This is a genomic window from Streptococcus sp. Marseille-Q5619 (genome assembly GCF_946901205.1).
In the GTDB taxonomy this organism is placed as follows: domain Bacteria; phylum Bacillota; class Bacilli; order Lactobacillales; family Streptococcaceae; genus Streptococcus.
In genome coordinates this window covers 106,846-127,926 of sequence record NZ_CAMPPO010000004.1, presented here as the reverse complement: position 1 = coordinate 127,926, position 21,081 = coordinate 106,846, and the positions used below count along the sequence as shown (strand labels likewise).

Genomic DNA, 21,081 nt, shown 5'->3' with positions numbered 1-21,081 from the left:
AATTGTGATAAAATAAGTAGAAAATAAATTGAAAAAAGAGGTATGTGAAATGTCACGTAAACCATTTATCGCTGGTAACTGGAAAATGAACAAAAATCCAGAAGAAGCTAAAGCATTCGTTGAAGCTGTTGCATCAAAACTTCCTTCATCAGATCTTGTTGAAGCAGGTATCGCAGCTCCTGCAGTTGATTTGACAACTGTTCTTGCTGCTGCAAAAGGTTCAAACCTTAAAGTTGCTGCTCAAAACTGCTACTTTGAAAATGCAGGTGCCTTCACTGGTGAAACTAGCCCACAAGTTTTGAAAGAAATCGGTACTGACTACGTTGTTATCGGTCACTCAGAACGCCGTGACTACTTCCATGAAACTGACGAAGATATCAACAAAAAAGCAAAAGCAATCTTTGCAAACGGTATGCTTCCAATCATCTGTTGTGGTGAGTCACTTGAAACTTACGAAGCTGGTAAAGCTGCTGAATTCGTAGGTGCTCAAGTATCTGCTGCATTGGCTGGATTGACTGCTGAACAAGTTGCTGCATCAGTTATCGCTTATGAGCCAATCTGGGCTATCGGTACTGGTAAATCAGCTTCACAAGACGATGCACAAAAAATGTGTAAAGTTGTTCGTGACGTTGTAGCTGCTGACTTCGGTCAAGAAGTTGCGGACAAAGTTCGTGTTCAATACGGTGGTTCTGTTAAACCTGAGAACGTTACTTCATACATGGCTTGTCCAGACGTTGACGGTGCCCTTGTAGGTGGTGCGTCACTTGAAGCTGAAAGCTTCTTGGCTTTGCTTGACTTTGTAAAATAATCAGTAGCAAAAGCTAGGTGGAACAGCATTCAGGTGCCTGTTCCATTTTTTATAGGAGAGGAAAGATTGAAAACAAAAATTGTATGTATAGGGCTAGCAAGTCTCTGCTTACTTGGCGCAAGAGTTTCAGGAATTGCGGCAGATGAAACAAGTGGAAGCACAGTTTCAGAAAAATCTAGTCTATCAACAGGGACTTCATCAACTAGTAGCAATGAACAGAGAAACAGTGTCTCTGCCCACTGGGATGGGGATTATTATGTAAAGGCTGATGGTTCTAAAGCTCAAAGTGAATGGATTTTTGACAACTACTACAAGGCTTGGTTTTATATTAATTCAGATGGTCGTTACACGCAGAATGAATGGCATGGAAATTACTACCTGAAATCAGGTGGCTATATGGCCCAAAACGAGTGGATCTATGACAGTAATTACAAGAGTTGGTTTTATCTTAAGTCAGATGGGGCTTATGCTCATCAAGAATGGCAATTGATTGGAAATAAGTGGTATTACTTCAAGAAGTGGGGTTACATGGCTAAAAGCCAATGGCAAGGAAGTTATTTCTTGAATGGTCAAGGTGCCATGATGCAAAATGAATGGCTTTATGATCCGGCTTATTCTGCTTATTTTTATCTAAAATCCGATGGAACTTATGCCAACCAAGAGTGGCAAAAAGTGGGCGGCAAATGGTACTATTTCAAGAAGTGGGGCTATATGGCGCGGAATGAGTGGCAAGGCAACTACTATTTGACTGGAAGTGGTGCCATGGCGACTGATGAAGTGATTATGGATGGTGCTCGCTATATCTTTGCGGCTTCTGGTGAGCTCAAAGAAAAGAAAGATTTGAATGTCGGCTGGGTTCACAGAGATGGTAAACGCTATTTCTTTAATAATAGAGAAGAGCAAGTGGGAACCGAACATGCTAAGAAAGTTATTGATATTAGTGAGCACAATGGTCGTATCAATGATTGGAAAAAGGTTATTGATGAGAACGAGGTGGATGGTGTCATTGTTCGTCTAGGTTATAGCGGTAAAGAAGACAAGGAATTGGCGCATAACATTAAGGAGTTAAACCGTCTGGGAATTCCTTATGGTGTCTATCTCTATACCTATGCTGAAAATGAGACCGATGCTGAGAATGACGCTGAACAGACCATTGAACTTCTGAAGAAATACAATATGAACTTGTCTTACCCTATCTACTATGATGTTGAGAACTGGGAGTATGTGAATAAAAGTAAGCGTGCTCCGAGTGATACAGGTACTTGGGTTAAGATTATCAACAAGTACATGGAGACGATGAAGCAGGCGGGCTATCAAAATGTGTATGTCTATAGCTATCGTAGTTTATTACAGACGCGTTTAAAACACCCAGATATTTTAAAACATGTAAACTGGGTAGCGGCCTATACCAATGCTTTAGAATGGGAAAATCCTCATTATTCAGGAGAAAAAGGTTGGCAGTATACCTCTTCTGAATACATGAAAGGAATTCGTGGTCGTGTTGACGTCAGCGTTTGGTATTAAGATATAAGTTTGAAAAAGGAGTGTGCAAGAAAATTGCATCCTCTTTTTCTTTATTTTATCTCTGTTAAGAGAGATTGAAAGTGACTGGGTTTCATTCTAAAAAATTCTTAAATTATCAGTCTATTGCAACTTTTCTCATGTGAGTCATTTGGCTTGCTATTGGTTTTCCTTAGTAGTATACTAAGGTAGTAATCATTAAGAAGTGGTTACAAAAAATAATAAACGAGGTAAAATAAAATGGTAGAATTGAAAAAAGAAGCAGTAAAAGACGTAACATCATTGACAAAAGCAGCGCCAGTAGCATTGGCAAAAACAAAGGAAGTATTGAACCAAGCTGTTGCTGATTTGTACGTAGCTCATGTGGCTTTGCACCAAGTACACTGGTATATGCGTGGTCGTGGTTTCCTTGTATGGCATCCAAAAATGGATGAGTACATGGATGCTCTTGATGGTCACTTGGATGAAATCAGCGAACGCTTGATCACACTTGGTGGAAGTCCATTCTCTACTTTGACAGAATTCCTTCAAAATAGTGAAATCGAAGAAGAAGCTGGTGAATACCGCAATGTTGAAGAAAGTTTGGAACGTGTTCTTGCTATCTACCGTTACTTGTCAGAACTTTTCCAAAAAGGTTTGGATGTTACTGATGAAGAAGGTGACGATGTGACAAACGGTATCTTTGCAGATGCTAAAACTGAAACTGATAAAACAATCTGGATGCTTGCAGCAGAACTTGGACAAGCACCTGGTTTGTAAGAAATAATAGCAACATATATAAATCTGTAGGAAATTTCTTACAGATTTTTCTATTTTGTAAGCTATTCCAAACCAGTCTTTTTTTGAGTTTTTTGATAAAATAGTACTATCAGTGAAAAGGATGGAAGCATGACTAAGAAAATCGTAGCTATTTGGGCCCAGGATGAAGAGGGTGTGATTGGTAAGGACAATCGTCTGCCTTGGCATTTGCCAGCAGAACTGCAACACTTCAAAGAAACAACTCTGAATCATGCTATCTTGATGGGGCGGGTAACCTTTGATGGGATGGGGCGTCGTCTGCTTCCAAAACGGGAGACCTTGATTTTGACGCGTAATTCTGAAGAAAAGATAGATGGGGTTGCTACTTTTCACGATATCCAGTCTGTTCTAGACTGGTATCAGGGTCAAGACAAGAATCTTTATATTCTCGGTGGGAAGCAAATTTTTCAGGCTTTTGAACCCTACCTTGATGAAGTCATTGTGACTCACATTCATGCTCGGGTTGAAGGAGATACCTATTTTCCTGAAGAGTTTGACTTGTCTCTTTTTGAGACAGTTTCAAGCAAATTTTACGTCAAAGATGAGAAAAATCCTTATGATTTCACCATCCAATACCGTAAGAGAAAGGAAGTCTAATGGAACGTAGTATATTTGGTTTTTTCACAGCCATGCTGTGTTTGGTCTGCTTGCTTGCAGGGGCACAGGCTTTTCGTAAAAAGCGCTATGGACTTTCTGTCCTGCTCTGGTTAAATGCCTTTACCAATTTGGTCAATAGTATCCATGCTTTTTACATGACCTTATTTTAGATAGAATGACAGTATAGAATAGAACGGAAGGAAATCATGCCTACAAATAGGAATAATGATATGATGGTTTATTGCTCATTTTGTGGCAAAAGCCAAGAAGAAGTACAAAAAATAATCGCAGGTAACAACGCCTTTATCTGTAATGAATGTGTGGAGTTAGCCCAGGAAATCATTCGTGAGGAGTTGGCGGAAGAAGTCTTGGCAGACTTGTCTGAAGTTCCAAAACCAATTGAACTCCTCCATATCTTGAACCACTATGTAATTGGTCAAGATCGTGCCAAACGTGCCTTGGCAGTGGCAGTTTACAACCACTACAAACGTATCAATTTCCACGATACGCGTGAAGAGTCGGAAGATGTAGATTTGCAGAAGTCAAACATCTTGATGATTGGCCCAACTGGTTCAGGGAAAACTTTCCTTGCTCAGACCTTGGCTAAGAGCTTAAATGTGCCTTTTGCGATTGCGGATGCGACAGCTCTTACCGAGGCTGGTTATGTGGGTGAGGACGTGGAAAATATTCTTCTCAAACTCTTGCAGGCTGCTGACTTTAACATTGAACGTGCAGAGCGTGGCATTATCTATGTGGATGAAATTGACAAGATTGCTAAGAAGAGTGAGAACGTGTCTATCACACGTGATGTTTCTGGTGAAGGCGTGCAACAAGCCCTTCTCAAGATTATCGAAGGAACTGTTGCTAGCGTGCCGCCTCAAGGTGGACGCAAACATCCGCAACAAGAGATGATTCAAGTGGATACCAAAAATATTCTCTTCATCGTGGGTGGTGCTTTTGATGGCATTGAAGAAATTGTCAAACAACGTCTGGGTGAAAAAGTCATCGGATTTGGTCAAAATAATAAAGCGATTGACGAAAACAGCTCTTACATGCAAGAAATCATCGCAGAAGATATTCAAAAATTTGGTATTATCCCTGAGTTGATTGGACGCTTGCCTGTTTTTGCTGCTCTTGAGCAATTGACGGTTGATGACTTGGTTCGTATCTTGAAAGAGCCAAGAAATGCCTTGGTCAAACAATACCAAACCTTGCTTTCTTATGATGATGTCGAGTTGGAATTTGACGACGAAGCCCTTCAAGAAATCGCCAATAAGGCTATCGAACGCAAAACTGGTGCGCGTGGTCTTCGCTCAATTATCGAAGAGACCATGTTGGATGTCATGTTTGAAGTACCGAGTCAGGAAAATGTGAAATTGGTTCGCATTACAAAAGAAGCTGTCGATGGAACGGACAAACCAATCCTAGAAACAGCTTAGAGGTGACTATGGAACTGAATATACACAATGCTGAAATCTTGCTCAGTGCGGCGAATAAGTCCCACTATCCGCAGGATGAACTGCCAGAAATCGCTCTTGCAGGACGTTCAAATGTTGGTAAATCTAGCTTTATCAATACCATGCTGAACCGTAAGAATCTGGCTCGTACATCGGGGAAACCTGGAAAAACTCAGCTGCTCAACTTCTTTAACATTGACGACAAGATGCGCTTTGTGGATGTTCCTGGCTATGGTTATGCCCGTGTTTCCAAAAAGGAACGTGAAAAGTGGGGGCGCATGATTGAGGAGTACCTAACGACTCGGGAAAATCTCCGTGCGGTAGTCAGTTTAGTTGACCTTCGTCATGACCCGTCAGCAGATGATGTGCAGATGTACGAATTTCTCAAGTATTACGAGATTCCGGTTATCATCGTTGCGACCAAGGCGGACAAGATTCCTCGTGGTAAATGGAACAAGCACGAATCAGCAATCAAAAAGAAATTAAACTTTGACCCAAGTGACGATTTCATCCTCTTTTCATCTGTCAGCAAGGCAGGGATGGATGAGGCTTGGGATGCAATCTTAGAAAAATTGTGAGGAAAAGAAAATGGCAAAAACAATTCATACAGACAAAGCTCCAAAGGCTATCGGACCATATGTTCAAGGAAAAATCGTTGGCAACCTTTTGTTTGCTAGTGGTCAAGTTCCTCTCTCTCCTGAAACTGGGGAAATCGTTGGAGAAACGATCCAAGAACAGACAGAACAAGTCTTAAAAAACATCGGTGCTATTTTGGCAGAAGCAGGAACAGACTTTGACCATGTTGTCAAAACAACGTGCTTCTTGAGCGATATGAACGACTTCGTTCCTTTTAACGAGGTTTACCAAACGGCCTTTAAAGAGGAATTCCCAGCTCGTTCAGCAGTAGAGGTAGCTCGTCTTCCTCGTGATGTAAAAGTCGAAATCGAAGTCATCGCAGAGATTGGATAAGCTAGTTGAAGTTTGGTGTTGCCAAACTTCTTTTGATATAAGGAGAAAAAGATGACAAAGAAACAACTTCACTTGGTGATTGTGACAGGAATGAGTGGTGCAGGTAAAACTGTAGCCATTCAGTCCTTTGAGGATTTGGGTTATTTTACTATTGATAATATGCCGCCAGCTCTCTTGCCTAAGTTTTTGCAGTTGGTGGAAACAAAGGAAGACGACCATAAGTTGGCCTTGGTAGTAGATATGCGTAGCCGTTCTTTCTTCTCGGAGATTCAAGCTGTTTTGGATGAGTTGGAAAACAAGGAAGAACTGGACTTTAAAATTCTCTTTTTGGATGCAGCTGATAAGGAATTGGTCGCGCGTTACAAGGAAACCAGACGGAGTCACCCACTAGCTGCAGATGGTCGGATTTTGGATGGAATCAAGCTGGAACGTGAGCTCTTGGCACCTTTGAAAAATATGAGTCAAAATGTGGTGGATACGACTGAACTCACTCCACGTGAGCTGCGTAAAACCCTTGCAGAGCAGTTTTCAGACCAAGAGCAAGCCCAGTCTTTCCGTATCGAAGTCATGTCTTTCGGCTTTAAATATGGAATCCCGATTGATGCAGATTTGGTCTTTGATGTCCGATTCTTGCCCAATCCCTACTACCTACCAGAACTGAGAAACCAAACGGGTGTGGATGAACCAGTTTATGACTATGTCATGAATCATCCTGAGTCAGAAGATTTTTATCAACATTTGTTGGCCTTGATTGAGCCGATTTTGCCAAGTTACCAAAAGGAAGGGAAGTCTGTTTTGACTATTGCCATGGGATGTACGGGTGGACAACACCGTAGTGTGGCCTTTGCCAAACGCTTGGCGCAGGACTTATCCAAGAATTGGCCTGTCAATGAAGGGCATCGCGACAAAGACCGAAGAAAGGAAACGGTAAACCGTTCATGAGAAAACCAAAGATAACGGTGATTGGTGGAGGTACTGGGATCCCCGTCATTCTTAAGAGTCTGCGGGAAAAAGATGTGGAAATCGCTGCTATCGTAACGGTGGCGGATGATGGTGGTTCATCAGGTGAACTTCGAAAAAATATGCAGCAGTTGACACCGCCAGGTGATCTTCGTAATGTCCTTGTGGCCATGTCGGATATGCCTAAGTTTTATGAGAAGGTCTTTCAGTATCGTTTTTCTGAGGATGCAGGAGCCTTTGCTGGCCATCCGCTGGGAAATCTCATTATTGCAGGTCTGTCAGAAATGCAGGGTTCGACCTATAATGCCATGCAGTTGCTGAGCAAATTTTTCCATACAACTGGAAAGATTTATCCTTCCAGCGACCATCCTTTGACCCTGCACGCAGTCTTTCAGGATGGGACAGAAGTGGCTGGAGAGAGTCATATCGCAGACCATCCAGGCATGATTGACCATGTTTATGTGACCAATACTCTCAACGATGATACGCCTCTGGCTAGCCGTCGAGTAGTGCAGACCATTCTTGAAAGTGACATGATTGTCCTAGGGCCTGGCTCTCTCTTTACCTCTATTTTACCTAATATCGTGATTAAGGAAATCGGGCAGGCGCTTTTGGAAACCAAGGCAGAAATCGCCTATGTCTGCAATATCATGACCCAACGTGGGGAGACGGAACACTTTACAGATAGCGACCATGTGGAAGTCTTGCATCGTCACCTTGGTCGCCCTTTTATCGACACTGTCTTGGTGAATATCGAAAAAGTGCCTCAGGAATACATGAATTCCAACCGGTTTGATGAATACTTGGTGCAGGTGGAACATGATTTTGCAGGTCTTTGTAAGCAAGTTCCGCGCGTGATTTCATCCAACTTCCTTCGTCTGGAAAATGGGGGTGCCTTCCACGATGGGGATTTGCTAGTGGATGAGTTGATGCGCATTATACAGGTGAGAAAATGAGTTTCACAGTAGAAGTAAAAGAAGAAATCTTAGGTCAGCACCATCTAAGCCGACATGAATTATCTGCCATTATCAAGATGTCTGGTAGCATCGGTCTCTCGACTTCGGGCTTGACCTTGTCCGTCGTGACAGAAAATGCCAAGCTGGCTCGTCACCTCTATGAGTCATTTCTCCATTTCTATGAAATCAAATCGGAAATTCGTCACCACCAAAGAAGTAATCTTCGCAAGAATCGAGTCTATACCGTTTTTACAGATGAAAAGGTGCAGGACTTGTTAAGTGATTTGCACTTGGCAGACTCCTTTTTTGGTCTGGAAACAGGTATTGACGAGGAGATTTTATCGGACGAGGAAGCAGGTCGTTCCTATCTCTGTGGCGCTTTCTTGGCAAATGGAAGCATTCGTGACCCTGAATCAGGTAAGTACCAGTTGGAAATCAGTTCTGTTTATCTGGACCACGCGCAAGGGCTTGCCTCCCTTCTCCAGCAGTTTTTACTGGATGCCAAGGTGCTTGAGCGCAAGAAGGGAGTTGTGACCTATCTCCAGCGTGCCGAAGATATTATGGACTTCTTGATAGTCATCGGAGCTATGAAGGCGCGTGATGATTTTGAGAGAGTAAAGATTTTGCGAGAAACCCGTAATGACCTCAATCGGGCTAATAATGCTGAAACAGCTAATATCGCTCGGACAGTTTCTGCCAGCATGAAGACTATCAACAATATCAGCAAAATCAAAGATATTATGGGCTTAGAAAATCTGCCAGTGGATTTGCAGGAAGTAGCGCAGTTGCGGATTCAGCACCCAGACTACTCTATCCAGCAGTTAGCAGACAGCCTCAGCAATCCCCTTACAAAAAGTGGTGTCAATCACAGACTCAGAAAGATAAATAAATTAGCTGATGAACTATAAAACCAGGCTCTTGTTTTGCGAGGTTCTTTTTTGAAATAAAAAGAGGTTGGGCAAAAAGCAATGTCATTAAGTTAAGAAATTTGGCTCTTTAAAATCAAAAACGCATAATATCCGGTGTTGACTTGAACCGTAATACTATGCGTTTTATTGTGAGAAAATTTATTTCATTTTCTCCTGAAATTGAGTTTTTACCCAGTCTCTAATGAGTTATTTCCAAGTGACCAGTTCGCTCCAAACGCTAACATTCGATATAGTAGAGGTTTCACCAGCTGGAACCCATTTGTTGGTGCCTAAGTATCTAACTTCTAGTTTACGAACGTTTACTGTGTAAGATGCTTTTAGTCTAATATAACCATAAGTGTAGGGTGGTACGTTATGGGAGACTGAGTGATTTAAACTAAGTCCAGCTCCAGACTCCGGAGCAGAAAAGCTAACACCTGCACCTACAGTCAGAGTAGCTCCAGCTTTTCCACCATAGGCAGTTGAACTTACAGGACCTGATGTGGTGCTTTTCTTGTAAGAGTGAGAGTATTTAGTTCTATAGTCTGCAACACCAGTTGCATTAGAACGAGTCTGATACGTAGATTTAGACTCTAAATAGGCGTCTCTAAGTTCAGTCGTATAAAATGACAATAACTCTCCTGTGTTGATATCTTTTACAATACGATTAGATACAATTTCATAATTTGTACCAGGATAGACATCAGCAAAAACCGTAGATGTTGTGACTAAGAATAATAGACTTGATAGTAGAGAGAAAAACAATAGTTTCAGTTTAATCATAACAAATTTCCTTTCTTCATGAGTAAAAGATTATTTTTTCAATCCTTTGAAAGTTATAATGCAACCCGAAATAATACTGAGAGTTCCTACAGGTCTCCAATATAGTTGCCAAAAGAATAAATTTATTCTTTCTTTCAGTGTCGCATAGGGTTCGGCATAATAGGGGTTGATGTGAAATAATAAAAAACCAAAACATAAAACTATGATTCCAGTTAAGAATAAAATGTCCTTATTTACTTTCCTCATAAAACCTCCTTTTATTTTATTTAAAGCGCTTTCTATTATTAGTATACGTCAAAAAAAGAAAAAAACAAGTCTATTTATTTATTTTTTTATATGGTATAATAGAATAGTTGGAGAGTTTTTATATAGCTTTAAAAGGCTGATATGAATACTTTGTATAATCTAATGATTCTTCAAAAAATTTCTTATTCAAACAAGAGCAAAGAGAAGGTGGGCTGCATATCAGAAGTTAGATGTATTTCTGTCTAACTTTTGAGGTGTAGTTCATTTTAAAACCACGAATCCTATGTGACTCGTGGTTCTTTTTTATAAACTAGTAGAGTGTTTTGGTTGTACTTTTTGCTCAGGGTCGATGTAGTTGATAGCATTATTGACAGCAGTTGGAGCTTCTCCGAGACCTGTCGCAATCAAGTCAATTTTTCCGTCATAGTAGCAGCAGTCACCGATAGCATAGATACCTGCTTGGCTGGATTCCTGTTTGCTGTTGACGATAATCTTGTGGCGGTTGAGGTCGAGCCCCCAGCTTTTGAGGTTACCGACAGAAGATTTGAAACCATAGTTGATAAAAAGGTGGTCTAGGTCAATCGTTTCGGTTTCATCAGATTTAACTTTTGTGATTTCAAGTTTATCAAGCGTTTTTCCATCTCCAAGGAGTTGGCTAGGGACGAATGGTGTCTTGATGGTTACAGATGATTCTTGCAAGGCTTGGACACTGTGTTCTAAGGCGCGGAAATTATCTCTGCGGTGGACAAGGGTAGTTGGCGCAATTTTTTCAAAAGCCAAAGCCCAATCCACAGCCGAGTCTCCTCCACCAAGAATCGTCACTTTCTTACCAGCGTATTGCTGGATGTTAGAAACGTGGTAGTGGATATTTTCATAGCCCTCAACGCCTTCTAGTTCCAAAGGACGTGGCTTGAAGGCACCGCCACCCATAGCAATGATAACAGTTTTAGATAGGTGACTTCCTTTAGAAGTGGTAATGGCAAAGCCTTCTTCTTGTTTTTCAATTTCAAGAACTGTTTCATTGAGATGAATAGGGGTATCAAAGCTGTTTAGCTGTTCAATCAAGCGGTTAGTCAATTCTTCTCCAGTCAGGTTTGGAAAGCCTGGGATGTCTAGGATTTCCTTTTCAGGGTAGAGAATAGCAGGTTGTCCACCTAGCTGGGGAAGAGAGTCGATGATTTGAACCTTGGCTTGGCGTAGGTGGGCGTAAAAGGCCGCAAAAAGACCGACAGGACCACCACCTACAATGGTAATATCATAGAGTTGAGACATGGTTTCTCCTTTGTTTTTTCTAGTCAGTTTATTGTATCATATTTTTGCTCAATGTAAAATGGACTAGGATAGGGAAAAAAATGCCAGAAAATGGTATAATAGGACGAAAGTGTTTTGATAGGGAGGATATCAGGGATGAATTTTCAACAATTATCCAATCTGCAATATTGGACCAGTTTGTTTGCAAGTCCATGGACGATAGCTATCAATCTGATTGATATTTTGATTGTTGCTTATATTTTATACCATTTTACAAAAGCTATTGCAGGAACCAAGATTATGATTTTGGTACGTGGAGTTTTGGTGTTTATTTTAGCTCAAATCCTTGCAAATATGATTGGCTTGACTACGATTTCTTGGTTAATCAATCAAATTATCACTTATGGGGTTATTGCGGCGGTTGTTATCTTCTCTCCAGAGATTCGGACTGGTTTGGAACGTTTGGGAAGAGCGACAGATTTCTTTTCCAATGCCCCTATTAGTGCTGAGGAACAGATGATTCGTGCCTTTGTTAAGTCTGTTGAATACATGAGTCCTCGTAAAATCGGGGCCTTGGTTGCTATTCAGCGTGTACGTACCTTGCAGGAGTATATTTCGACAGGAATTCCCTTAGATGCTAAGATTTCTGCAGAACTTCTCATTAACATTTTTATTCCCAACACTCCCCTACATGATGGTGCGGTGATTATCAGAGAAGAACGTATCGCTGTGACGTCTGCCTATCTGCCCTTGACAGAAAGTACAGGAATTTCCAAGGAATTTGGGACCAGACACCGGGCGGCTATCGGTTTATCAGAAGTCTCAGATGCCTTGACTTTTGTCGTATCAGAGGAAACGGGAGGAATTTCGATAACCTATAATGGAAGCTTTAAGCACAACCTAACACTTGATGAATTTGAAACAGAATTACGTGAAATCTTACTTCCAAAAGAGGAAGCAGGTCTTAGTTTTAAAGAACGATTGCTGGGAGGATGGAAACATGAGAAAAAATAGTTTATATATTATATCCTCACTCTTTTTTGCTTGTGTCTTATTTGTCTATGCTACGGCGACGAATTTTCAAAACAGTACCAGTGCTAGGCAGGTAAAAACGGAAACCTATACGAATACAGTAACAAATGTCCCTATTGACATACGCTATAATAGTGATGAGTATTTTATTAGTGGTTTTGCTTCAGAAGTATCAGTGGTCTTGACTGGTGCAAATCGCCTATCGCTAGCTAGTGAAATGCAAGAAAGCACACGTAAATTCAAGGTTACTGCTGACCTAACAGATGCCAGTGTTGGAACGATTGAAGTTCCTTTGAGCATTGAAGATTTACCCAATGGGCTGACCGCTGTGGCGACTCCGCAAAAAATTACAGTCAAGATTGGTAAGAAGGCTCAGAAGAATAAGGTAAAGGTTGTACCAGAGATTGACCCTAGTCAAATTGATAGTCGGGTACAGATTGAAAATGTCACGCTGTCAGATGAAGAAGTGTCGATTACGAGTGACCAAGAGACATTGGATAGAATTGATAAGATTATCGCTGTCTTGCCAACCAGCGAACGCATAACAGGTAATTACAGTGGTTCAGTACCTTTGCAGGCAATCGACCGCAATGGTGTTGTCTTACCGGCAGTTATCACTCCCTTTGATACAATAATGAAGGTGACTACAAAACCAGTAGCACCAAGTTCAAGCACATCAAATTCAAGCGCAAGCAGTTCGTCGGAGACATCGTCGTCAACGAAAGCAACTAGTTCAAAAACGAATTAAAAATAGAAAAAGGATTTTGTAAAAATGGGTAAATATTTTGGGACTGATGGAGTCCGTGGAGAAGCTAACGTAGAATTAACGCCAGAATTGGCCTTTAAACTAGGACGTTTTGGAGGCTATGTTCTTAGCCAACATGAAACGGAAGCACCGAAAGTTTTTGTAGGACGTGATACACGTATTTCTGGGGAAATGTTAGCATCTGCCTTGGTGGCAGGTCTCCTCTCTGTAGGGATTCACGTCTACAAACTAGGTGTTCTGGCGACACCAGCAGTAGCTTACTTGGTTAAAACAGAGGGAGCAAGCGCCGGTGTCATGATTTCTGCTAGCCACAACCCAGCCCTTGATAATGGAATTAAGTTCTTTGGCGGTGATGGCTTCAAACTAGATGATGAAAAAGAAGCAGAAATTGAAGCCTTGCTAGATGCTGCAGAAGATACTCTTCCTCGTCCAAGTGCAGAAGGCTTGGGAACCTTGGTAGATTATCCAGAAGGCTTGCGTAAGTATGAAGGATACCTTGTTTCAACTGGAACTCCTCTTGAAGGAATGAAGGTTGCCTTGGATACAGCTAATGGTGCAGCTTCTACAAGTGCCCGTCAAATCTTTGCAGACCTTGGTGCTCAGTTGACTGTTATAGGGGAAACACCAGATGGTCTTAACATCAACCTTAATGTTGGTTCAACCCACCCAGAAGCTCTTCAAGAAGTGGTCAAAGAAAGCGGCTCAGCTATTGGTTTGGCCTTTGATGGAGACAGTGACCGTTTGATTGCTGTTGATGAGAATGGTGACATCGTTGATGGTGACAAGATCATGTACATCATCGGAAAATACCTTTCTGAAAAAGGACAATTGGCTCAAAATACAATTGTGACAACCGTGATGTCTAACCTTGGTTTCCACAAGGCCTTGGACCGTGAAGGTATTAACAAGGTAGTCACTGCAGTTGGCGACCGCTACGTTGTTGAAGAAATGAGAAAATCAGGCTACAACCTTGGTGGTGAACAGTCTGGTCACGTCATCTTGATGGATTACAATACAACAGGTGATGGCCAATTATCCGCTGTTCAATTGACAAAAATCATGAAGGAAACTGGTAAGAGCTTGTCAGAGTTGGCAGCAGAAGTAACCATCTATCCACAAAAATTAGTCAATATCCGAGTGGAAAATGCCATGAAGGAAAAGGCTATGGAAGTGCCAGCTATTAAGTCTATCATCGAGAAGATGGAAGAAGAAATGGCGGGGAACGGCCGTATCCTTGTTCGTCCAAGTGGAACAGAGCCCCTTTTGCGTGTTATGGCAGAAGCGCCTACAACAGAAGAAGTAGACTACTATGTTGATACCATCGCAGACGTAGTTCGATCTGAAATCGGGATTGACTAAATCCTAGAAAACTAGATGAAAATAAAAAATTATGGTACAATAGCTTATAATATTGTAGCCAAGGGAGAAAGACATGAATCTTAAACGTGAACAAGAATTTGTTAGTCAGTATCATTTTGATGCGCGTAATTTTGAATGGGAAAATGAAAATGGAGCTCCTGAAACTAAGGTGGATGTGAACTTCCAATTGCTCCAACATGATCAAGAAAATCAAGTGACTTCCTTGATTGTCATCTTGACCTTTATGATTGTATTTGATAAGTTTGTCATCAGTGGAACCATTTCACAGGTAAATCATATCGATGGCCGTATTGTCAATGAACCAAGTGAATTGAGCCAAGAAGAAGTGGAAACTTTGGCTCGCCCAAGTTTGAATATGCTCAACCGTTTGACTTACGAAGTAACTGAAATTGCATTAGACTTACCAGGAATCAATTTGGAGTTCTAATATGAAACTAGCTGTTATCACAGATTCTTCTGCCTATCTCAGTGCAGAGACCTTGCAAAGAGAAGATTTATTTGTCTTGGATATTCCTGTCAATATTGATGGTGAGGAGTATGTCGAAGGTATCAATCTGACTGCTGAGGAATTTTACCAAAAAATGGCTCAGGCTTCTGAATTGCCTAAGACTAGTCAACCAAGTATTGCCAAGTTAGATGAAATCTTAACTTCGCTCAAAGAACAAGGTTATACACATGCCTTGGGGCTTTTCCTATCGTCTGGAATTTCAGGTTTTTACCAAAATATCCAGTATATGATAGATGAATATGAGGGCTTAACCATTGCTTTCCCAGACACTTTGATTACAAGCGCTCCGCTGGGTATCATGGTTGAAAGTGTCTTTAACTGGCGCGACCAGGGCGATGATTTTGCCATTATTCAGGATAAGCTAGCCATTCAAATCAGCCGTACGTCAGCTTTTATCATGGTAGATGATTTGGACCACTTGGTGAAAGGTGGACGTCTTTCAAATGGGGCTGCCATTTTGGGCAATCTGCTAAGCATTAAACCGATCCTTTATTTCAACGACCAAGGTGTGATTGAGGTTTACGAAAAAGTTCGTACTGAAAAGAAAGCAACCAAGCGCTTAATTGAGATTATCAAGGAAACAACAGCTTCAGGCCAATACCGGATCATTGTCATTCACGGGAATGCTCCCGAAAAGGCTGAGGAATTGCGCCAGCACTTGCTAGAATCTGGAGTGGGTTCGGATATTTCACTTGCTACATTTGGTAGTGTCATTGGAACACACCTAGGTGCAGGAAGTATTGCTTTAGGTTATATTCCAGTGATTTAGTTGGCACTTTTAGACTAGTTAAGATGGCTTGTATCTTAGCAATTGAACACGGACTACCTGCCTCTTGAAAAAAGATGCCTGTCTTGCCTTTCGTGGAAAGTCAGCGCCATTCCCTATTTTTCATGGGTAGCTAAGGTCCTTTGTATCTTAGACAGGAGTAGAGATGAGTATTCGAGTAATTATTGCAGGTTTTAAAGGCAAGATGGGCCAAGCTGCTTGTCAGATGGTCTTGGCTGATCTAGACTTGGACTTGGTAGCAGTTTTGGATCCTTTTGAGTCTGAGTCAGAATGGCAGGGTATTCCTGTTTTCAAGGATAAGGCTGATTTAGCAGGCTTTGAAGCAGATGTCTGGGTAGACTTTACTACACCAGCCGTTGCCTATGAAAATACACGCTTTGCTCTTGAAAATGGATTTGCTCCAGTAGTTGGGACGACAGGTTTCACAAGTGAAGAAATTGCAGAGCTAAAAGCATTTTCTCGTGAACAAAATTTGGGTGGCTTGATTGCTCCAAATTTTGCCTTGGGTGCTGTTTTACTCATGCAATTTGCAAAGCAGGCTGCCAAATATTTCCCAAATGTGGAGATTATCGAGCTCCATCATGACAAGAAAAAGGATGCTCCGAGTGGAACAGCTATTAAAACAGCTGAGTTGATGGCAGAAGTTCGAGAGTCTATTCAGCAAGGTGCGCCTGATGAGGAAGAATTGATTGCAGGTGCCCGTGGTGCTGACTTTGATGGCATGCGGATTCACTCAGTTCGTTTACCAGGCTTGGTAGCACATCAGGAAGTCATCTTTGGCAATCAGGGAGAAGGATTGACCCTCCGTCATGACTCCTATGATCGTAGCTCCTTCATGACAGGGGTGAATTTGGGAATTAAAGAAGTTGTCAAGCGTCATGAGCTTGTCTATGGATTAGAACACTTATTATGAGATTAACGCAAATGCCTTCTGAATTTCAGAAGGCTTTACCAGTATTAGAAAAAATTAAAGAAGCAGGCTTTGAAGCCTATTTTGTTGGGGGCTCTGTTCGAGATGCCCTTCTCAATCGCCCTATCCATGATGTGGATATTGCGACGTCGTCTTATCCAGAAGAAACCAAGCAGATTTTTCCGCGAACAGCCGATATCGGAATCGAGCACGGAACGGTCTTGGTTTTAGATGGTGATGAGGAGTATGAGGTAACCACCTTTCGGACAGAAGATGTCTATGTGGATTATCGAAGACCAAGTGCGGTTTCCTTTGTTCGCTCGCTAGAAGAAGACCTCAAGCGTCGTGATTTTACAGTCAACGCCTTTGCCTTGGACGAGACAGGAGAAATCATTGACTTATTCCATGGCTTAGACGATTTGGAAAAGCAAGTCTTACGAGCAGTTGGAGTGGCTAGTGAGCGTTTCAACGAAGATGCTTTGCGGATTATGCGTGGTTTTCGTTTTCAGGCCAGTCTTGGCTTTGAACTTGAGCGAGAAACATTTGAAGCTATGAAGACCTTGACGCCACTTTTGGAGAAAATTTCTGTAGAGCGTACTTTTGTTGAGTTTGATAAACTCTTGCTGGCTCCATTTTGGAGAAGGGGCTTGGCTTCCATGATTGAGAGTCAAGCTTATGATTATCTCCCTGATATGGAATCTAGCGAGGAAAAGCTCAACAGATTGTTTGATTTGGAGACTGATTTTACTTTTGAATCCTCTGAACAAGCCTGGGCAGCCCTACTGTGGGCTTTGGTGATTGAAAATGCGCAGCCATTTTTGAAGGCTTGGAAGACCTCACGCCAGTTTGCCAAGCAAGTTCAGGATTTGCTGACTATTTTGGCCTTGCGTGAAAAGGGAGAATTGAGCAAGCGCGATTGTTATCGCTTTGACTTGGATTTACTTTTACAGGCTGAAAATCTTCGTCAGGCTCAAGGGAAACCAGTCAATCCGCAAGCTATCACAGAAACCTACCAGAGTTTGACCATTCATGATAAGAAAGAAATCCAAATCAACGGTGGTATTTTGATTAAGGAATATGGCTATCAGCCGGGGCCAGACTTGGGAGAGATTTTAACAGAGATTGAGTATGCCATTGTCGATGGAGAATTGGAAAATGACCGTCAAGCCATCCATGCTTACCTGAGGGAGAAAAAATGAGTGATTTTATCGTTGAAAAACTAAGTAAATCCGTCGGTGATAAGACCGTTTTTAAGGATATTTCCTTTATCATCCATGACCTAGACAGAATTGGTCTGATTGGTGTCAATGGGACTGGCAAGACTACCCTTTTGGATGTTCTTTCTGGCGTTTCTGGCTTTGATGGGGATGTCAGTCCCTTTTCGGCTAAGAATGACTACCAGATTGGTTACTTGACTCAAGATCCTGATTTTGATGATAACAAGACGGTCTTGGATACGGTTCTTTCCAGCGACCTCAAGGAAATCCAGCTCATTCGTGAGTATGAGTTGATTATGCTCAACTACAGTGAGGACAAGCAGGCGCGTTTGGAACGTGTCATGGCAGAAATGGACTCTCTCCAAGCTTGGGAAATTGAGAGTCAGGTCAAGACGGTTCTTAGCAAGCTGGGGATTCAGGACTTATCTACTCCTGTTGGGGAATTGTCAGGTGGTCTGAGAAGACGGGTCCAGTTGGCGCAAGTCTTACTCGGCAATCACGACCTTTTGCTTTTGGATGAGCCGACCAACCATCTGGACATTGCGACTATTGAGTGGCTGACCCTCTTTTTAAAAAATTCTAAGAAGACAGTTCTCTTTATCACTCACGATCGTTATTTCTTAGACGCTTTGTCAACACGGATTTTCGAGTTGGACCGAGCAGGATTAACCGAGTACCAGGGAAATTACCAGGACTATGTTCGCCTTAAGGCTGAACAAGATGAGCGCGATGCGGCTCTTCTTCACAAAAAGGAACAACTTTATAAGCAAGAATTGGCCTGGATGCGCAGACAACCACAGGCGCGTGCAACCAAGCAGCAGGCTCGTATCAATCGTTTCCATGACTTGAAAAAGGAAGTCTCAGGTGGCGTTGCTGAAATAGACTTGACCATGAACTTTGAAACCAGTCGGATTGGGAAAAAGGTCATCGAGTTTCAGGATGTTTCCTTTGCCTATGAAAACAAGCCTATTTTGCAAGATTTTAATCTCTTGGTGCAGGCAAAAGACCGCATCGGAATCGTTGGGGACAACGGTGTTGGAAAATCAACCCTGCTTAATCTGATTGCAGGAAGTCTTGAGCCGACAGCAGGACAAGTTGTGATTGGGGAAACAGTTCGCATCGCCTATTTCTCTCAGCAAATTGAGGGATTGGATGAAAGCAAGCGAGTGATCAATTACCTGCAGGAAGTGGCAGAAGAAGTCAAGATCAGCGGTGGTTCTACGACTTCCATTGCTGAGTTGTTGGAGCAGTTCCTTTTCCCACGTTCGACTCATGGAACCTTGATTGAGAAATTGTCTGGGGGAGAGAAAAAACGCCTTTATCTCCTCAAACTGCTCTTGGAAAAACCAAATGTTCTCCTTTTGGACGAGCCAACCAATGACTTGGATATTGCAACTTTGACAGTCTTGGAGAATTTCTTGCAAGGCTTTGCGGGACCTGTCTTGACTGTTAGTCACGACCGCTATTTCTTGGATAAGGTAGCGACTAAGATTCTGGCTTTTGAGGATGGCAAGATTCGTCCTTTCTTTGGTCATTATACCGACTATCTTGATGAAAAAGCCTTTGAAACAGAGATGGCCAATCAAGTGCAAAAGGCCGAAAAGGAGAAAGTGATCAAGGTCCGTGAAGACAAGAAACGCATGACCTACCAAGAAAAGCAGGAGTGGGCAAGCATTGAAGGTGATATTGAAGCCTTGGAAAATCGTATCGCTGCTATTGAAGAGGAGATGCAGGCCAACGGCTCTGACTTTGGTAAGCTAGCGACACTCCAAAAAGAACTGGATGAGAAAAACGAAGCACTCCTTGAAAAATACGAACGCTATGAGTATCTAAGTGACTTTAATAGTTAAAAGAATAGAAAAATCCCGTCTCATGACAGGATTTCTCTATTCTTTTTTGGTTTCTTGATGAAAGATATTTTGCCAGGTTTCGTGGCGGCGCCAGATACTGGTATGGACAATGCCATCTAACTCATAGCAGATGAGTTTGGTCTTTTGACTGATGGAAGTGATTTGAATGTCCTTGATAGCAGAATTCAACTCTTTTTCGGTTTTATAAGCCTCTTTATCCATCTGCTCTCCATCTTGGCGAATATAGACAAAATCGTCAGCTAAGAGTTCTTCCAGTTGATTTCCTTGGTCAATCAATTGTTCGCGCATGAGCAATTTTTTGTAGACATTGTCTAAAATTTCATCTTCAGGGATAGGTGCAGGCTCGATATGGACATCGGTATCAAAGACTCCAAAACGTTCCTCCAGCATAGATTCGACCTGATCCGCAATCTCGTGACTCTCAAAAACAGACAAGTCAGGATTCATCTCAAGCGTAATATCAAGGTAAATGTTGCTACCGTAGGTGCGACCTCTTTGAGACTTAACCTTGCTGATTTTGGGAATTTTCATAATGGCCTTTTGATAATCCTCAAGCAGACGGTCGTCAAAGCCATCTGAAAGGCTAAAGGAAGACTCGATAAAGATATCATAGGCTGTTTTCAAGATAAAGAAAGTGATGATGATAGCAACCAGTTTATCCACAATGGGATAATTGAAACTGCTAGCTAGGATGGCAATAGTAGTACCAAGTGAGGTAACAGCATCAGAAAGATTGTCCTTTGCTGCGGCCTTCAGTGCCTTGGAATTGGATTTCTTACTGAGGCGAGTGTTGTAGAGATAAACCATAAACATAATCGCTGCAGAAATGATTCCTAGAGTTGCACCAAGAGGGTCAATGACCGTTTCTTCATGACTGAGAATTTTTTGAATGGTATCCTGAAGTACATCGAAACCGACATAAAACATGATGATGGAAGTGATTAAGCTAGCCAAATCCTCAATCTTCCAATGACCAAAACGGTGGTCCCGGTCTGCAGGCTGGCGCGCCATCCGAATGCCAATCAAGAGGGCCACATTTCCAATGATATCCGATACGTTGTTAAAACCATCAGCCACCAAACTGGATGAATGAAGGAGGTGACCAGTTGCTAATTTGGCTGCAGATAAGATCAAATAGGTTGAAATACTGATAATGGCCCCACGCTCAGCTAACTTGAGATTTGAGATAGATTGCTTCATTCAACTTCCTTTCTAGTCATATAGCATTCTACCATTATACTGGTTTTCAAGGGAAAATTCAAATAGGATGGATAAAACTAAGAAAATACAAAGCAGAAAATGCTTTTTTTTTTTAGGAAACATGGTAAAATGATATCTGGAAGTTTATGCTTTTTT

Annotated in this window: 22 protein-coding genes; 19 read left to right on the top strand and 3 right to left on the bottom strand. The window is 41.8% G+C overall.

Annotated features, from left to right (window positions below):
• The first annotated feature begins 49 nt into the window (after positions 1 to 49).
• The 11 genes from tpiA to whiA all read left to right on the top strand — a co-directional run bounded on the left by tpiA (position 50) and on the right by whiA (position 8,974).
• Positions 50 to 808: a triose-phosphate isomerase gene (gene tpiA / locus OC530_RS06030; RefSeq protein WP_138702052.1), complete on the top strand. Its 759-nt coding sequence runs from the start codon at positions 50 to 52 to the stop codon at positions 806 to 808.
• 33 nt (positions 809 to 841) lie between these two features.
• Positions 842 to 2,332, top strand: coding sequence for a choline binding-anchored murein hydrolase LytC (gene lytC / locus OC530_RS06025; protein WP_138702053.1), 1,491 nt, complete (start codon positions 842 to 844; stop codon positions 2,330 to 2,332).
• Between the two features lie 237 nt (positions 2,333 to 2,569).
• The gene (locus OC530_RS06020) at positions 2,570 to 3,088 is read left to right on the top strand and encodes a Dps family protein (RefSeq protein ID WP_262080498.1); all 519 of its coding nucleotides are present in this window, start codon (positions 2,570 to 2,572) and stop codon (positions 3,086 to 3,088) included.
• A 129-nt stretch (positions 3,089 to 3,217) separates the two neighbouring features.
• Positions 3,218 to 3,724, top strand: coding sequence for a dihydrofolate reductase (locus OC530_RS06015; RefSeq protein WP_262080496.1), 507 nt, complete (start codon positions 3,218 to 3,220; stop codon positions 3,722 to 3,724).
• Positions 3,724 to 3,894, top strand: coding sequence for a hypothetical protein (locus OC530_RS06010; protein ID WP_000442260.1), 171 nt, complete (start codon positions 3,724 to 3,726; stop codon positions 3,892 to 3,894). Before OC530_RS06015 ends, OC530_RS06010 begins: the two co-directional genes overlap by 1 nt.
• Before the next feature lie 36 nt (positions 3,895 to 3,930).
• Complete coding sequence (gene clpX, locus OC530_RS06005; protein WP_012972566.1) at positions 3,931 to 5,163, top strand: ATP-dependent Clp protease ATP-binding subunit ClpX; 1,233 nt, start codon at positions 3,931 to 3,933, stop codon at positions 5,161 to 5,163.
• A gap of 8 nt (positions 5,164 to 5,171) precedes the next feature.
• Positions 5,172 to 5,759 carry a ribosome biogenesis GTP-binding protein YihA/YsxC gene (yihA, locus tag OC530_RS06000; protein WP_000422410.1) on the top strand — a complete coding sequence of 196 codons (588 nt, stop codon included), beginning with the start codon at positions 5,172 to 5,174 and terminating at the stop codon, positions 5,757 to 5,759.
• A 10-nt stretch (positions 5,760 to 5,769) separates the two neighbouring features.
• Positions 5,770 to 6,150 (top strand): RidA family protein, encoded by a 381-nt coding sequence (locus OC530_RS05995; RefSeq protein ID WP_001140420.1) that lies wholly within the window; start codon positions 5,770 to 5,772, stop codon positions 6,148 to 6,150.
• A 51-nt stretch (positions 6,151 to 6,201) separates the two neighbouring features.
• On the top strand, positions 6,202 to 7,092 hold the full coding sequence (gene rapZ / locus OC530_RS05990; protein ID WP_000163055.1) for an RNase adapter RapZ: 891 nt from the start codon (positions 6,202 to 6,204) through the stop codon (positions 7,090 to 7,092).
• Entirely contained in the window at positions 7,089 to 8,066 is a 978-nt protein-coding gene (locus tag OC530_RS05985; protein ID WP_042901353.1) for a YvcK family protein, read from the top strand. Before rapZ ends, OC530_RS05985 begins: the two co-directional genes overlap by 4 nt.
• Positions 8,063 to 8,974, top strand: coding sequence for a DNA-binding protein WhiA (gene whiA / locus OC530_RS05980; RefSeq protein ID WP_173270191.1), 912 nt, complete (start codon positions 8,063 to 8,065; stop codon positions 8,972 to 8,974). The genes OC530_RS05985 and whiA overlap by 4 nt, the downstream gene beginning before the upstream one ends.
• A 207-nt stretch (positions 8,975 to 9,181) precedes the next feature.
• On the opposite strand, the gene OC530_RS05975 is transcribed toward whiA, so the two are convergent.
• Both OC530_RS05975 and OC530_RS05970 read right to left on the bottom strand, forming a co-directional pair.
• Entirely contained in the window at positions 9,182 to 9,757 is a 576-nt protein-coding gene (locus tag OC530_RS05975; RefSeq protein ID WP_000593540.1) for a hypothetical protein, read from the bottom strand.
• A gap of 549 nt (positions 9,758 to 10,306) precedes the next feature.
• Positions 10,307 to 11,275 carry an NAD(P)/FAD-dependent oxidoreductase gene (locus OC530_RS05970; protein ID WP_173213492.1) on the bottom strand — a complete coding sequence of 323 codons (969 nt, stop codon included), beginning with the start codon at positions 11,273 to 11,275 and terminating at the stop codon, positions 10,307 to 10,309.
• A gap of 135 nt (positions 11,276 to 11,410) precedes the next feature.
• Between OC530_RS05970 and cdaA the strand changes: the two genes are divergently transcribed.
• From cdaA to OC530_RS05930, 8 genes are all read left to right on the top strand, one after another.
• Complete coding sequence (cdaA, locus tag OC530_RS05965) at positions 11,411 to 12,268, top strand: diadenylate cyclase CdaA (protein ID WP_050089436.1); 858 nt, start codon at positions 11,411 to 11,413, stop codon at positions 12,266 to 12,268.
• Positions 12,255 to 13,034, top strand: a complete 780-nt coding sequence (locus tag OC530_RS05960; RefSeq protein WP_173213494.1) for a CdaR family protein — start codon at positions 12,255 to 12,257, stop codon at positions 13,032 to 13,034. The genes cdaA and OC530_RS05960 overlap by 14 nt, the downstream gene beginning before the upstream one ends.
• A gap of 24 nt (positions 13,035 to 13,058) precedes the next feature.
• The gene (gene glmM, locus OC530_RS05955; RefSeq protein ID WP_262080482.1) at positions 13,059 to 14,411 is read left to right on the top strand and encodes a phosphoglucosamine mutase; all 1,353 of its coding nucleotides are present in this window, start codon (positions 13,059 to 13,061) and stop codon (positions 14,409 to 14,411) included.
• 73 nt (positions 14,412 to 14,484) lie between these two features.
• Positions 14,485 to 14,859 (top strand): DUF1149 family protein, encoded by a 375-nt coding sequence (locus OC530_RS05950; RefSeq protein ID WP_001050088.1) that lies wholly within the window; start codon positions 14,485 to 14,487, stop codon positions 14,857 to 14,859.
• A 1-nt stretch (position 14,860) separates the two neighbouring features.
• Positions 14,861 to 15,709 (top strand): DegV family protein, encoded by an 849-nt coding sequence (locus OC530_RS05945; protein ID WP_262080479.1) that lies wholly within the window; start codon positions 14,861 to 14,863, stop codon positions 15,707 to 15,709.
• A 163-nt stretch (positions 15,710 to 15,872) separates the two neighbouring features.
• A complete protein-coding gene (gene dapB / locus OC530_RS05940; protein WP_262080477.1) occupies positions 15,873 to 16,640 on the top strand; it encodes a 4-hydroxy-tetrahydrodipicolinate reductase in 768 nt (255 codons plus the stop codon).
• Positions 16,637 to 17,836 carry a CCA tRNA nucleotidyltransferase gene (locus OC530_RS05935; RefSeq protein WP_316043870.1) on the top strand — a complete coding sequence of 400 codons (1,200 nt, stop codon included), beginning with the start codon at positions 16,637 to 16,639 and terminating at the stop codon, positions 17,834 to 17,836. Before dapB ends, OC530_RS05935 begins: the two co-directional genes overlap by 4 nt.
• Positions 17,833 to 19,704 (top strand): ABC-F family ATP-binding cassette domain-containing protein, encoded by a 1,872-nt coding sequence (locus OC530_RS05930; RefSeq protein WP_262080475.1) that lies wholly within the window; start codon positions 17,833 to 17,835, stop codon positions 19,702 to 19,704. Before OC530_RS05935 ends, OC530_RS05930 begins: the two co-directional genes overlap by 4 nt.
• Before the next feature lie 36 nt (positions 19,705 to 19,740).
• Here the strand turns inward: OC530_RS05930 and mntE are convergent, their stop codons facing one another.
• Complete coding sequence (mntE, locus tag OC530_RS05925) at positions 19,741 to 20,925, bottom strand: CDF family manganese efflux transporter MntE (RefSeq protein WP_262080473.1); 1,185 nt, start codon at positions 20,923 to 20,925, stop codon at positions 19,741 to 19,743.
• Positions 20,926 to 21,081: the final 156 nt, after the last annotated feature.